This is a genomic window from Antribacter soli, from assembly GCF_021568775.1.
GTDB lineage: Bacteria > Actinomycetota > Actinomycetes > Actinomycetales > Cellulomonadaceae > Antribacter > Antribacter soli.
The window spans coordinates 21,483-35,162 of record NZ_JAKGSG010000038.1 but is presented as its reverse complement, the minus strand read 5'-3'; the positions used below and the strand labels follow the sequence as shown (position 1 = coordinate 35,162).

At 73.8% G+C, this 13,680-nt stretch carries 14 protein-coding genes and 1 pseudogene; 8 read left to right on the top strand and 7 right to left on the bottom strand.

What is annotated here, in order from left to right; all coding sequences use genetic code 11:
* Positions 1-21: 21 nt before the first annotated feature.
* From L1785_RS14035 to L1785_RS14025, 3 genes are read right to left on the bottom strand one after another with little or no spacing between them, the layout of a single operon-like run.
* Complete coding sequence (locus tag L1785_RS14035; RefSeq protein ID WP_236089896.1) at positions 22-1,140, bottom strand: FUSC family protein; 1,119 nt, start codon at positions 1,138-1,140, stop codon at positions 22-24.
* Between the two features lie 4 nt (positions 1,141-1,144).
* The gene (gene ygfZ / locus L1785_RS14030) at positions 1,145-2,296 is read right to left on the bottom strand and encodes a CAF17-like 4Fe-4S cluster assembly/insertion protein YgfZ (RefSeq protein ID WP_236089895.1); all 1,152 of its coding nucleotides are present in this window, start codon (positions 2,294-2,296) and stop codon (positions 1,145-1,147) included.
* Between the two features lie 57 nt (positions 2,297-2,353).
* A complete protein-coding gene (locus L1785_RS14025) occupies positions 2,354-2,971 on the bottom strand; it encodes a heme-binding beta-barrel domain-containing protein (RefSeq protein WP_236089894.1) in 618 nt (205 codons plus the stop codon).
* A 147-nt stretch (positions 2,972-3,118) separates the two neighbouring features.
* On the opposite strand from L1785_RS14025, the gene L1785_RS14020 reads away from it, so the two are divergent.
* On the top strand, positions 3,119-3,490 hold the full coding sequence (locus L1785_RS14020) for a DsrE family protein (protein WP_236089893.1): 372 nt from the start codon (positions 3,119-3,121) through the stop codon (positions 3,488-3,490).
* Between the two features lie 18 nt (positions 3,491-3,508).
* On the opposite strand, the gene L1785_RS14015 is transcribed toward L1785_RS14020, so the two are convergent.
* From L1785_RS14015 to L1785_RS14005, 3 genes are all read right to left on the bottom strand, one after another.
* Complete coding sequence (locus L1785_RS14015) at positions 3,509-3,949, bottom strand: DUF4395 domain-containing protein (protein ID WP_236089892.1); 441 nt, start codon at positions 3,947-3,949, stop codon at positions 3,509-3,511.
* Positions 3,946-4,446, bottom strand: a complete 501-nt coding sequence (locus L1785_RS14010; RefSeq protein ID WP_236089891.1) for a thioredoxin family protein — start codon at positions 4,444-4,446, stop codon at positions 3,946-3,948. Before L1785_RS14010 ends, L1785_RS14015 begins: the two co-directional genes overlap by 4 nt.
* A gap of 176 nt (positions 4,447-4,622) precedes the next feature.
* Positions 4,623-5,351 carry a hypothetical protein gene (locus L1785_RS14005; protein ID WP_236089890.1) on the bottom strand — a complete coding sequence of 243 codons (729 nt, stop codon included), beginning with the start codon at positions 5,349-5,351 and terminating at the stop codon, positions 4,623-4,625.
* 255 nt (positions 5,352-5,606) lie between these two features.
* On the opposite strand from L1785_RS14005, the pseudogene L1785_RS14000 reads away from it, so the two are divergent.
* Positions 5,607-6,320 (top strand): annotated as a pseudogene (locus L1785_RS14000) (winged helix-turn-helix transcriptional regulator); the annotation flags it as partial.
* Between the two features lie 368 nt (positions 6,321-6,688).
* Positions 6,689-7,582, top strand: coding sequence for an alpha/beta fold hydrolase (locus L1785_RS13995; RefSeq protein WP_236089922.1), 894 nt, complete (start codon positions 6,689-6,691; stop codon positions 7,580-7,582).
* Positions 7,583-7,619: 37 nt separating this feature from the next.
* Here the strand turns inward: L1785_RS13995 and nth are convergent, their stop codons facing one another.
* Positions 7,620-8,399 (bottom strand): endonuclease III, encoded by a 780-nt coding sequence (gene nth / locus L1785_RS13990; RefSeq protein ID WP_372461866.1) that lies wholly within the window; start codon positions 8,397-8,399, stop codon positions 7,620-7,622.
* A 75-nt stretch (positions 8,400-8,474) separates the two neighbouring features.
* Between nth and L1785_RS13985 the strand changes: the two genes are divergently transcribed.
* The 5 genes from L1785_RS13985 to L1785_RS13965 all read left to right on the top strand — a co-directional run bounded on the left by L1785_RS13985 (position 8,475) and on the right by L1785_RS13965 (position 13,626).
* On the top strand, positions 8,475-9,161 hold the full coding sequence (locus tag L1785_RS13985; RefSeq protein WP_236089888.1) for a GntR family transcriptional regulator: 687 nt from the start codon (positions 8,475-8,477) through the stop codon (positions 9,159-9,161).
* 11 nt (positions 9,162-9,172) lie between these two features.
* Complete coding sequence (locus L1785_RS13980; protein ID WP_236089887.1) at positions 9,173-10,726, top strand: MmgE/PrpD family protein; 1,554 nt, start codon at positions 9,173-9,175, stop codon at positions 10,724-10,726.
* The gene (prpB, locus tag L1785_RS13975) at positions 10,726-11,631 is read left to right on the top strand and encodes a methylisocitrate lyase (RefSeq protein ID WP_236089886.1); all 906 of its coding nucleotides are present in this window, start codon (positions 10,726-10,728) and stop codon (positions 11,629-11,631) included. Before L1785_RS13980 ends, prpB begins: the two co-directional genes overlap by 1 nt.
* Positions 11,632-11,677: 46 nt before the next feature.
* Positions 11,678-12,802, top strand: coding sequence for a bifunctional 2-methylcitrate synthase/citrate synthase (locus tag L1785_RS13970; RefSeq protein ID WP_236089885.1), 1,125 nt, complete (start codon positions 11,678-11,680; stop codon positions 12,800-12,802).
* Between the two features lie 146 nt (positions 12,803-12,948).
* A complete protein-coding gene (locus tag L1785_RS13965) occupies positions 12,949-13,626 on the top strand; it encodes a Crp/Fnr family transcriptional regulator (protein ID WP_236089884.1) in 678 nt (225 codons plus the stop codon).
* Positions 13,627-13,680: the final 54 nt, after the last annotated feature.

Here is a 13,680-nt window from a genome sequence, read left to right as displayed (position 1 = left end):
GTCGCCCGGCGACCCACCCGGCTACAGCTCCGGGAGTGCCGCCCGGGCCTCCTCGGGCGAGGCACCCGCGGCCTCCAGCCCGTCGACCAGCGGCGACCGCAGGAGCATGACGAGCGACTGCACCTGCCAGTCGCCCGCGCCCACCTGGCGCGGGTCTGCGAGGGACGCCGCCTCGGCGAGCAGCCGGCGGGCCGCGGACAGGTCGCCCCCGGCCGCGACGGCGGAGGCGAGCAGCCGCACGCCGGCCGCGTGGCGCACCACCAGGTCGGCGACCTCGCCGAGGTCGTGCGTCCCGGCAAGGACCACGGGGTGGGCGCGCCGCGAGAGCACGCGCACGGACCGCATGGCACGGTCGGCGAGGACGGCCTGGGCCTCGAGGCGTGCGAGCTCCGCCCGGTGCACGCGCCCGACCGACACCCGCGCCAGCTCGCGAGCCCCCTGCGCCGCGGTGAGCCACTCGTCCAGGACGGGCTCGGACGCGCGGCCGCGCACGAGCGACGCGGTGACCTCCTCGGGGTCGCGGACCCGCAGGCCGCGGCCGAGGGTCTCGAGCGTCTCGGCGAGCTCGGTGAGCGCCCGCTCCCCCAGGGCCCGCGGGCGGCGGCGCGTGTCGCCTGGGGTGAGCACAGCGATGAGCAGCGCGACCGCCCCGCCCACGAGGGCGTCGGTCCACCGGCCGAGCGGCCCGCCGGAGACGGCCGGCAGGCCCACCACGATGATCGCCTGGGCGCCGGCCTGCGTGACGAGCAGGGCACCGCGGTCGATGAACCGCGCAAGCATCGCGGAGAAGAACAGCACCACCGTGAGCTGCCACCAGCCGGAGCCGATGAGGGTCACCACGAGGTCGCCCATCCCGACACCCACGGCCACTCCCACCGCGAGCTCCGCGATGCGCCGCACGTCCCGGTGCGCCGTGAAGCCGAGGCAGAGCCACGCCGCGACGGGGGCGAAGAACGGCATCTCGTGCCCGAGCACCTGCCGCGCGAACGCGTAGGCCAGCCCCGCGGCGAGCGCCGCCTGCCCGATCGGCACCAGACCCGTCTTCGACCGCGTCCAGCCCTGGCGCAGCCGCGTACGCAGCACCAGCGAGCGCATCGCCCGGCGTACGACCTCGTCCGCCGGACCGGGCAGCGCGCTCATGCGGTCAGATCAGGCTGCCGGGGCCGCGCAGCCCCCGCGTGAGCGGTCCGTGCGACTCCGGCCGGTCGGCGGAGACGCCGTCGCCCGGCACGACCACCTCCTGCGCCGCCGCCACCTCGAGGGGTGACCCGCCGACGTCGGACAGGACGAGCAGCTCCGCGTCCTCCGGGACGTTGCGCTTGACCACGGCGAGGCCGATCGGCCCGAGCTCGTGGTGGCGCGCCACGGACGTGAGGACGCCCACGACCTTGCCCCACGCCTGGCCGTCCTCCGCCCGCAGCCGCACCTCCGCCCCCAGCTCGGGGAGCAGGTGGCCCGATCCGTCGAGGTGCAGCATCACCAGACGCCGCGGCGGCCGGCCGAGGTTGTGCACGCGCGCGATGGTCTCCTGGCCGCGGTAGCAGCCCTTGTGCAGGTGGACCGAGGTACGCAGCCAGTCGAGCTCGTGCGGGATGGTCCGGTCGTCGACCTCGCGGCCCAGGCGGGGCCGCCACGCCTCGATGCGCAGCGCCTCCGTCGCCCAGGTGCCGGCCAGACGCCAGCCGGCGGCCTCCCGGGCGGCGACCTCGGCGTCGAGCGTGGCACGCGGGACGAGCACGAGCCGCCAGGGCCGCTCCGCCCCGGGATGCTCCGACTCGGGCGCGCCGTAGCGGGTGCCGCCGCCGGTCACGTGCGGCCAGGCGTCGCGCCAGGTGACGGGCTCGCCCTCGGCGCCCTCGGCGTCGACGGCCTCGCCCAGCGCGGCCCACTCGCCGGTCACGTCGGCGATCTCGACGCGCAGCATGAACTTCATGCGGTCGAGCCACGCGGCCAGCGCAGGCGCGTGCGACCGCTCCGTGATCAGCCAGGTCGCCTCGCCGTCGTCGACCACGCCGGCGGCGTGCTCCACGTGGCCCTGCGGCGACAGCACGAGCAGCTCGGTGGAGGTGCGCGGCGCGAGGTCCGCGAGGTCCTGCGACGTGATGGAGTGCAGCCAGCTCAGCCGGTCCGGCCCCGCGACGCGGACCACCCCGAGGTGCGACTGGTCGACCACCGCGCCGCCGCGCACGAGGGCGCGCTGTTCGGCGACGGGGTCGCCGTAGTGCCAGGCGACGCCGGCGTCGGGGCCGGTGGCGGCCACGGCGCCATGACGGTTCAGGAGAGGGCTGACGTCCATGTTCACCTCCGGTGCAGCGTCGGCGGCTCCGGGGCCATTCCCCGGGGCCGCGGTGAGTTACAGCCGGTCCAGCTCGGCGGAGGCGTAGGAGCGCAGCGGCTCGCCGAACGCCGCGAGCTCCTCGACCCAGAGCAGGCGCCCCTCGACCAGGCCGTACAGCCGCTTCGACGCGCTGACCTCGGTCGCCGTCGACGTGCGCGCGATGAAGTCGGTCGCGAGGTCGATGCGCCCGTTGCCGACCGCACCGAGGTACAGGCTCAGGCGGCCCGACGCGTCGCTGACGAGCACCTCCAGCGCGTGCTTGGCGTCCTCGAGCCCCTCCGGGCGATCCGTCGACACGCGCCAGTAGCCGGTCTCGGTGGACCACACGGTCCCGGCATCGCCCGACGGCGTCCCGGTCGCCTTCGCCGGCGCCTCGCCCTCGGCGGGGTCGGCGACGCGCTCCGGCCACTCACCCTCGGCGGGCAGCGCGTCGGGCACGACCGAGTCGAGCACGCGCAGCGTGGACTCGAAGCGCAGGTACGGACCGCCGTCGTGGTCGAACACGAGGTGCTGGACGAAGGTCCGCTTGTCGATGCCGGGGTAGTCGATGACACCCTCCCCGCGCCAGTGACCCACGAGCCAGGCAAGCGGGTACACCTCCGGCGCCAAGCCCTCCGGGAAGGAGAACGCCATCAGCGCTGGCCAGAGAACAGCTTGTAGACGACGTACCCGGCGAACCACGTGATGGTGACCACCGCGGCGATGAGGAGGCCGATGAAGACAGCTTCGAGACCCTGATACATGCTGACGATCCTAACGTCCGGCGCTTACTCTCAGGCCATGTCCGACGCTCCGCGAACCCTCGTGATCAAGACCACTGCGGGCCTCGACCGGCCCGAGGCGACGAACCAGGCGTTCACCGTCGCGGCGGCGGCCGTCGCCTCCGGTGCGGAGGTGAGCCTGTGGCTCACGGGTGAGTCCGCGTGGTTCGCGCTCCCGGACCGCGCGGCCGACCTCGTGCTCGAGCACGCCGCCCCGCTTCCCGACCTCCTCGCGTCGGTCCTCGAGGCCGGCACCGTCACGCTGTGCACGCAGTGCGCGGCCCGCCGCGGCATCACCGAGGACGACGTGCTGCCGGGCGTCCGGGTGGCGGGGTCCGCGCTGTTCGTCGAGGAGATCCTGGCGGACGGCGCCCAGGCGCTCGTCTACTGACGCGGGTGCTCGCCGCGCCTATCCCGCGGAGGCCGGGCGCAGGCGACGCAGCAGCAGGTACATCTCGCAGCCGAGGCACAGCCCGACGGCCGCGTTGAGCGCTGCGGCGACGAACGCCACCGCGGCCGCGACCGGCACAGCGACGGCCACGCCGGCCAGGCCGAGCACGACGCCGACGCCCGTCACGACGAGCCCCACACCCTGCGCGAACCGCGGCGGGCGCCGGTCTTCCAGCTCGGCGGGCGACGCCAGCCGCGGGCGCACGAGCCTCTTGAACAGCGCGCCCTGCCACGTGCCCTCGGCACCGCGGAGCGTCCCGAGGAGGAAGCTCAGGGCCACCACGGTCAGCACCACCAGTCCGGGGACCCCCGGCCCGAGCAGGACCACCACTGCCAGCAGCACCGCGGTCACGCCGGCGCCGAAGCGCGGCCCGCGAGGATCGATGCCCGACGTCGTCATGCTCGCCTCTCGTTGTTCGTCACAGTGTGGTTCGCCACGCCGGGCTCAGGCACGCCGTGCGGGGCCGGAGCGCCGCGCTCGCCCGCCGCGAGCGCCTCGCGGGCCTGCGTCCGTGACACGGCGCCGCTGAGGCGCGCGACCTCTCGCCCGCTCGGGTCGAGCACGAGCACCGTGGGCGTCCGCAGGACGCTGAGCTCGCGCACGAGGCCCAGGTTCTCGTCGACGTCCAGCTCGCGGTGCGTCACGCCCGGGTGGGCGGAGGCGAGCTCGCCGAGCACCCGCGCGGTGGCGCGGCACGGGGCGCACACCTCGGCGGAGAACTGCACGAAGGTGGTGCGCGACCCGAGGGCCACGCCGTACTCGGCCCAGTCGAGCCCGCCCTCGGCGGCCGCGCCGCGGGCCGGCGCGCGGACCGCACCCTGCCGGGCGGACCACCACAGGCCGATCGCCGCGGTGAGCACCAGGAGTGCGCCGAGCGTCGCAAGCTGCACCGTCATGCGCATCCCCCGTCGTCGTCACCCGCGCTGTCCGGGTACGTCATACCCCGCCAACAGGCGGCGCGTCACGCCGCATTCCCAGTGTCCCACGCACTGAGATCCGACAACGAGACAACCGCCTCGTGAAGACGTCAGACGATCCCTTCGCTCGCCCGAGCCTGCAGTTCCGCTCCGGCTCAGACGATGACGAGCCGCCCCACCACGAACACGAGGATCCCCCCGATCGCCACCGGGACGGCGCTCGCCGAGAGCCCGGGGAGCCGCTGCCGCAGGGCCGGCAACCGCTCGAACAGCAGGTGCAGCGCGCCCACGACCAGCCCGGCCACGAGCCCGCACCACAGCCCGGTCACGGTGTCGACGAGCAGGGTGCCCACGATGCCGCCACCGAGGACGGCGCCGCCGACGGCCGCCGCGAGCGCGCGCCAACCCCGCAGCGGCAGCGCCGACACAGCCGCTGCGACCGCCAGGGCGAACGCGCTCGTCACGACGAGGTCGGCCGACCCCTCGGTCCGCCCGGCCGCCACCCAGCCGGCGCAGGCGAGCGCCACGACCGACCCGGCCACGGTGCCCGAGACGGATTCGACGAGCCGCACCCGTCCGTCGCGCCGCATCATCTCGGCGAGGAAGGCGAGCACCATGGACCCGGCGAGGACGAGCGGCAGGTACCGCAGGACGGGCTCACCGTTCGTCGCGTACGCCACGGCGACCGATCCGATCCCGGACAGCATCACCACGAGCATGGTCCCGCCGGGCGCGGGCAGGCGCAGCAGGCCGGCCCAGCCGAGAGCGATCAGGACGGCCAGGACGACCGCTGCGCCGGCGAGGGGCAGGATCCCGACGGAGGCCGCGGCGGCGACTCCCGCGGACAGCACGGCGGTCGCGACGGCACGGGAGGAGACTGACACGCCCCGAGTCTCCCAGATCGCCCGGTGACGTCGCAGACGGGGCCATGTCACCCGAGCGTCATGGGTGCGTCACCGGCGCGTCACGGCTTGTGACCTGCATCGTGGTGTGTGGGAAAAGGACGTGTAACATGCACGCAACAAGCAACAAGGCAGACTTCCCGCAGCCACATGGCTACGGGGCGACGTCGCTCTCGCGAGTACGTTGTCGAGGCGGGACGGTTGCAAGACGCCGGTCCGAGAGGAGGTGCGTCGAGTATGGCTGAGCTGTTGATCCTTACTCCGGCGACCGGGGGGTCCGCCGAGGTCCTTCCGGCACTGGGTCTGCTGTCCCACCGCGTCAGGGTGCTCCCGATGGAGCCGTCGGCCTTGGTCGACGCCCCGGATGCGGACGTCGTGCTGCTGGATGCCCGTCGGGACCTGGTCGCCGCACGGACCACCTGTCGCCTGCTGCACGCCACAGGCCTGACGGTGCCGCTGGTCCTCGTCCTCACCGAGGGCGGCCTGACGGTCGTCACGCACGAGTGGGGCGCCGACGACCTGCTCCTCGAGACCGCCTCCCCCGCGGAGGTCGAGGCGCGTCTGCGACTGGTCATCGAGCGGTCGGCCCGCGGGCCCGCCGAGGACAACCAGCAGGAGATCTCCGCCGGCGACCTCGCGATCGACGCCGGCGGCTACACCGCCCGTCTGCGCGGCCGCCCCATCGACCTGACGTACAAGGAGTTCGAGCTCCTCAAGTACCTCGTGCAGCACCCGGGCCGCGTCTTCACGCGCGCCCAGCTCCTGCAGGAGGTCTGGGGCTACGACTACTACGGGGGCACCCGCACCGTTGACGTCCACGTGCGGCGCCTGCGCGCCAAGCTCGGGCCCGAGCACGAGCAGCTCATCGGCACCGTCCGCAACGTCGGCTACCGCTTCGACCCGCCCAAGGAGCAGCGCCTGTCCGACGACGTGGCGCCCGCGCCGTCCGCGGGCGTGGGCCCGGTCCGGTCCGCAGGGACGACCGCTCCGGCGGCGCCCGTCACCCGGACGACGACGGCCGGCGGGTCGCACAGCTCAGCCGCGCGACCGGCGTCGGGCCCGGTGTCCGGGGCCGGCGACGCCCGCCGAGCAGCCCAGGCGGGCCGCTGACCGCGACCTGCGCGTCCGCGCGGCGAGGCCTCCGTTCACCACGCCGGGCCTCGTTCGGCGCGCCTGGGTCGCGGTCCGGGCCTGTTGGCGCATAGGTTCGTCCCGTGACGGCACTTCACAGCGACGCGACCGGGGCCGGACCGGCCCAGCGCCTCGCGCCGGCCCGGCCCCCCGTCGCGTCCACCGGGACGAGCGACTACACCTCCGCGCTGGTCGAGGGGCCGTGGCGGCACGAGTTCGTGCCCGCGAACGGGGCCCGCTTCCACGTCGCCCTGGCCGGACCCGAGGAGCGCACCGCGCCGCTCGTGCTGCTGCTGCACGGATTTCCCCAGTTCTGGTGGGCCTGGCGCGACCAGGTCGCCGCGCTCGCCGACGCCGGGTACCGCGTCGCGGCGATGGACCTGCGGGGCACGGGCGCGTCGGACAAGCCGCCGTCGGGCTACGACGCGCCGACCCGCGCCCGCGACGTGGCCGGTGTGATCCGTTCGCTCGGCCGGGAACGAGCCGTGGTCGTGGGTCACGGGCAGGGCGGCGCCCTCGCCTGGGCGATGGCTGCGCTCGCACCCTCGGTCACGGCCGGTGTCGCGGCGTTCGCCGCGCCGCACCCGGCGCGCAGGCGGGCCCCCGCGCGGGCTCTGCTCACGCCCCAGGGCCTGCGCCACCTCGCGTTCTACCAGCTGCCGACCCTGCCGGAGCGGGCCCTGATCGGCTCGGACCTCGTCGACCGCGTCCTGGCGACCGGCGCTGCGACACCTTTCGAGCCCGACGTCGTCGAGCGCTACCGGGCCGTCATGCGCATCCCGTTCGCCGCGCACACCGCGATGGAGGCGGTCCGCTGGACCGTCCGGTCCAGCCCCCGCCCCACGGGCCGTCGCTACCTCGCGGCGCTGCGCCGCCCCGTCGAGGTACCCGCCCTGCAGGTGCACGGCACGCGGGACGGCCTGATGCGGCACGAGCTCGCCGACGCCGATGCGGTGGCCCTCGCCCGCGACTTCCGCTTCGAGGTGATCGACGGCGCCGGCCACTACCTGCCGGAGGAGGCGCCCGAGCAGGTCACTCGGATCCTCCTCGACTGGCTGCCCCGGGCGGCCGCGAACGTCTGACGGGGGTCGGGCCGGGCGCCGGCCGGGCAGCGCCGGTTCAGGCCGGGCGGACCGGGTTCGACCTGACCATCGCCAGGGCACGCTCCGGGTCGGTCTCACCGATGCCGTACGCGGGGCACCACTGCGCCACGCTGCACGCCCCGCACGCCGGCCGGCGCGCGAAGCAGACCCGGCGGCCGTGCCAGATCAGGCGGTGGCTGAGCATCGTCCACTCACGCTTCTCCACCAGCTCGCCCACCTCCTGCTCGACCTTGACCGGGTCCTCCGACGTCGTCCAGCCGAACCGCCGGGCCAGCCGCCCGAAGTGCGTGTCCACCGTGATCCCCGGGATGCCGAACGCGTTGCCGAGCACCACGTTGGCCGTCTTGCGACCGACGCCAGGGAGCGTCACGAGGTCCGCGAGCTTCGGCGGCACCTCGCCGCCGAAGCGGTCGACGAGCGCCCGCCCCAGCCCGATCACTGCCTTCGACTTGGCCCGGTAGAACCCCAGCGGGCGCAGGATCTCCTCGAGCTCCTCGGGGTTCGCTGCCGCGTACGCGGCAGCGTCCGGATAGCGGGCGAAGAGCTCGGGCGTCGTGGCGTTGACCCGGACGTCGGTGGTCTGCGCGCTGAGCACCGTCGCGACCAGCAGCTCGAGCGGCGTGGTGAAGTCGAGCTCCGCGCGCGCGTCCGGGTAGGTCAGCGCCAGTTCACGGTTGATGCGCCTCGCCCGGCGCACGAGCCCGAGCCGGCTCTCCGCCGGCCGCGCGGCCTTGCTCTCGGCCTTACCGGTCCCCGTGGGCGTCACGTCGGCCAGGCTACCCACAGCCACTGACATCCGGCCCTCCAGCGCTTGCTCGTGCGGCGCACCAAGTCGGTATACAAGTACGCATCCAAGTGGCAGAGTGGGCGCATGACGACGTCGTCCCCGGAAGCCGGCCCTGCGCCACGCCGCCAGTCCGGCGCCCGGGCCGTCTACGAGATGCTGCGCGAGCGCATCATCTCGGGCGCCCTCCCCCCGGGCGAGCGCCTCACCGAACCGGTCCTGAGCGCCGGCCTGGGCGTCTCCCGCACGCCCGTCCGCGAGGCGCTGCTCCTCCTGCAGGCCGAGGGCCTCGTCACGGAGCTGCCGACGGGCGGCGTCCGCGTCGCTGCCCTCGACGTCTCGGACGCACGCCGCGTCTCGGCGGTGCGCTCCCGGCTGGAGGGCCTCCTCGCGTACGAGGCGTGCGAGCGCGCCACGCCGGACGACGTCGCCCGCCTGCACCGGCTCGTCGACCTCATGGACGCGGTGCGCGACCACGACGACGAGGTGCTGCGCATCGGTGGTCAGTTCCACGGGGAGATCGAGCGGATCGCGGGGAACGCGTGGTGCTCGGCCCTCCTGCGCCAGATCGGCGGCCACGTCGACCGGTACCGCGTCCTCGCCGCCCGCCGGCGCATCGGCACCACCGACCACGTGGACGAGCACCGCGCGATCGCGTACGCCGTCGGACAGGGCGACCCCGTGACCGCGGAGGCGACCATGCGCGCCCACATCGAGCGCAGCGCCGCCATGACGGAGCAAGCCCTGACCGCCCGCCAGACGATCCCCTCCTGAGAGAGAGCACCATGCCGTACACGCACCACCTGCGGGTCTACAAGAGCGCCGAGAACCTGGACCGCAAGGACCAGCTCGCCTGGAAGCTCGCCGAGCTCGCGACCGACCCGGTCGAGCCGACGGCAGAGGTCACCGACATGGTGATCAACCGCGTCATCGACAACGCGGGGGTCGCCGCGGCGAGCCTGACGCGCGCCCCCGCGGTCGCGGCCCGCGCCCAGGCGCTCGCGCACCCGTACGTGCCGGGCGCCACGGTCTTCGGCCTCCCCGTCGACAGCACGCACAGCCCCGAGTGGGCTGCCTGGGCGAACGGCGTCGCGGTCCGCGAGCTCGACTTCCACGACACGTTCCTCGCCGCCGAGTACAGCCACCCCGGCGACAACATCCCGCCGGTCCTCGCCGTCGCCCAGCACGCGGGCAGCACCGGCGCCGCGCTCGTGCGGGGCATCGTCACGGGCTACGAGATCCAGGTAGACCTGGTCCGCACGATCAGCCTGCACCAGCACAAGATCGACCATGTCGCCCACCTCGGCCCGAGTGCGGCGGCCGGCATCGGCACGCTCCTCGGCCTCGACACCGAGACGGTGTTCCAGGCGATCGGCCAGGCGCTGCACACGACGACGGCCACGCGCCAGTCCCGCAAGGGCCAGATCTCGACGTGGAAGGCACACGCCCCGGCGTTCGCGGGCAAGGTGGCGGTCGAGGCCGTCGACCGCGCGATGCGCGGCCAGACCTCCCCCGAGCCCATCTACGAGGGCGAGGACGGCGTGGTCGCCTGGCTGCTCGACGGGCCGGACGCGGCGTACGACGTCGTCCTCCCGGGCCCGGGCGAGCCGCGCACCGGCATCCTCGACACGTACACGAAGGAGCACAGCGCCGAGTACCAGGCGCAGGCGATCATCGACCTGGCCCGCGCGCTCGGCACCGAGCGCCCGGACCTGCGCCACCCGTCGAACGTCGCGAGCGTCGTCCTGCACACGAGCCACCACACCCACCACGTGATCGGCTCGGGCGCGAACGACCCGCAGAAGTACGACCCGACGGCGTCCCGCGAGACACTGGACCACTCGGTCCCGTACATCTTCACCGTCGCCCTGCAGGACGGCGGGTGGCACCACGCCGCCTCGTACGCACCGAAGCGCGCGCAGCGCGCGGACACCGTCGAGCTGTGGCGCAAGGTCACCACGGCCGAGGACCCGGAGTGGACCCGCCGGTACCACTCGACGGACCCGGCCGAGAAGGCGTTCGGCGGCCGCGTGGAGATCACGACGACGTCGGGCGAGGTCGTGACGCGCGAGATCGCCGTCGCGGACGCGCACCCGCTCGGCGCCCGGCCCTTCGCCCGGGCCGACTACGTCCGCAAGTTCCGCACGCTCGCCGTGGGCGTCCTGGAGGAGGCGGAGATCGAGCGCTTCCTCGGCCTCGCCGAGCGGCTGCCCGAGCTCACCCCGGCGGAGGTCCGCGCCCTGACGATCGTGGCCCGACCGGGCCTCCTGGCGTCGGCCGGGTCGCCGCGTGGCCTCTTCGACCTGGCCACCTCGGGCCGGGGACCGGGAGGCGCGTGATGCTGTTCAGCCGGGTGACGCCCGCCGCGAAGCGGCAGGCCCTGCGCGAGGCCCTCGCGAGCGGACCGATCGTGCGGATGCCGGGTGCCTTCAACCCGCTCTCCGCGCGACTCATCGAGGAGAAGGGCTTCGAGGGCGTCTACGTCTCCGGCGCCGTGCTCGCCGCCGACCTCGGCCTGCCCGACATCGGCCTGACGACCCTCACCGAGGTCGCCGGTCGCGCCGGCCAGATCGCGCGGGTCACCGACCTGCCGGCGCTGGTCGACGCGGACACGGGCTTCGGCGAGCCGATGAACATGGCGCGCACCGTCCAGACCATGGAGGACGCGGGCGTCGCGGGCATCCACGTCGAGGACCAGGTCAACCCCAAGCGGTGCGGCCACCTCGACGGCAAGGAGGTCGTGGGTCTCGGCGACGCGGTGCGGCGCGTCCGTGCCGCCGTCGACGGACGTCGCGACCCGGGCTTCCTCGTCATGGCGCGCACGGACGTGCGCGGCACCGAGCCGGGCGAGCGCGGCCTGCGGCTCGCGATCGACCGCGCCAAGGCGCTGGCCGACGCCGGGGCCGACGCCATCTTCCCCGAGGCGATGAACGACCTGTCCGAGTTCGAGGCCGTCGCGTCCGCCCTCGACGTCCCGGTGCTCGCCAACATGACCGAGTTCGGCAAGTCGGAGCTGTTCACCGCGAAGCAGCTCGAGGACGCCGGCGCGCGCATCGTCATCTATCCGGTGACGCTGCTGCGCCTCGCGATGGGGACCGCCGAGCGGGCCCTCGACACGATCGCCGCGGACGGCACGCAGGACACCCTGGTGCCACAGATGCAGACCCGCGCGCGGCTCTACGAGCTCGTCGACTACGCGGGCTACAACCACTTCGACGCGAACGTCTTCACGTACCGCCCCTGAGAACCCGCCCCCAGCATCTCCCCGGAGTCACGAAGGAGTGAAGCGCATGCCCGTCACCGAGAACGCCCCCGAGGTCCACAAGGGCCTGGCCGGCGTCGTCGCCGACTACACGTCCATCTCGCAGATCCACGAGGAGACCAACTCCCTGCTGTACCGCGGCTACCCGGTCCAGGACCTGGCCGCCCGCGCCGGCTTCGAGGAGGTCGCCTACCTGCTGTGGCACGGCGAGCTGCCGACCGCCGCGGAGCTCGCGGACCAGACCGCGACGGAACGCGCCCACCGCACGCTCCCGTCGAACGTGCGCGACGCGATCCTCGAGCTGCCCCTCACCTGCCACCCGATGGACGTGTGCCGCACCGCGGTGTCGGTCCTCGGCGCGCACGACCCGCACGCGGAGGACTCCTCCCCCCAGGCGGAGCTCACCAAGGCGCTGCGGCTGTGGGCGGTGCTGCCGTCCGTCGTGGCGCTCGACCAGCGCCGCCGCCGCGGGCAGGAGCTCGTCGAGCCGCACGACGAGCTCGGCTACGCCGCGAACTTCCTGTGGATGACGTTCGGCAAGCTGCCCGACCCCGCCGTCGTGAAGGCGTTCGAGGTCTCGATGACGCTCTACGCGGAGCACTCCTTCAACGCCTCGACGTTCACCGCGCGCGTCATCACCTCGACCCTCGCCGACCTGCACTCTGCGGTGACGGGTGCGATCGGCGCCCTCAAGGGCCCGCTGCACGGCGGCGCCAACGAGGCCGTGATGGAGTCGTTCGAGGAGATCGGCACCGCCGACCGGGCCGAGGCGTGGCTCGACGACGCCCTGGCGCTGAAGAAGAAGATCATGGGCTTCGGCCATCGCGTCTACAAGCACGGCGACTCCCGGGTCCCGACGATGCGTGGCGTCCTCGAAAACCTGGTGGAGCACTTCAACCGACCGGACCTGCTCGACCTGTACACGACGCTCGAGGCCGCGATGACCGAGCGCAAGGGCATCCTGCCGAACCTCGACTACCCGGCGGGGCCCGCGTACCACCTGATGGGCTTCGACACGAACATCTTCACGCCGCTCTTCGTGGCGTCCCGCGTCACGGGCTGGACCGCCCACGTCATGGAGCAGCGCGCCGCGAACTCCCTCATCCGCCCTCTCTGCGCCTACGTCGGGCCGGAGCGTCGCGAGGTCCCGTAAGCCCACCAACCTGACATTTCCCCCCAAGGCGCCCGCCAGCGTCGGGCGCCAGGGGCACAATGCCCGGCAGAACCGCCTCGGTAAGGCAGACTGAGAGGTGGAAATCCCCTATGGACGCAAGTCCCCGACACGTGAGGACACCGCTGGTGGACGACGACGTCGTACTCTCTGCCCCCCTCTTCGCGGACATGGACCGCGAGGAGACCCGCGCCCTCTTCGACTCCATGGTTGCCGTTGAGCTCGTACGCGGTGATGTGCTGTTCCGCGAGGGCGAGCCGGGCGACCGGCTGTATGTCATCGCGCAGGGCAAGATCAAGCTCGGCCGCCGGTCGAGCGACGGCCGCGAGAACCTGCTCTCGATCCTGGGTCCGGGCGAGATGTTCGGCGAGCTGTCGCTGTTCGACCCGGGCCCCCGCACCGCCTCGGCCTCCTCGGTGTCCGACGCGCTCGTGTACGAGCTGCGCCACGAGGCCCTGGTCAAGTGGATCGCCGAGCATCCGAACGTCGCCACGCAGCTCCTCGGCGCGCTCGCGCGACGCCTGCGCCGCACCAACGAGACGCTGGCCGACCTGGTCTTCTCGGACGTCCCCGGGCGCGTCGCCAAGGCGCTGCTCGATCTGTCGACGCGGTTCGGCGAGCCGAACGACGACGGCATCCGCGTCGCCCACGACCTCACGCAGGAGGAGCTGGCGCAACTCGTCGGCGCGTCGCGCGAGACGGTGAACAAGGCGCTGGCCGACTTCGCCACGCGTGGTTGGGTCCGTCGCGAGGGCCGCGCGGTCGTGCTGCTCGACCTGGACCGCCTGGAGCGCCGGGCGCGCTGAGCGCGCTGAGCGCAAGCCTCGCCGTGGAAACGACGAAAGGCTCCGGACGGCGTC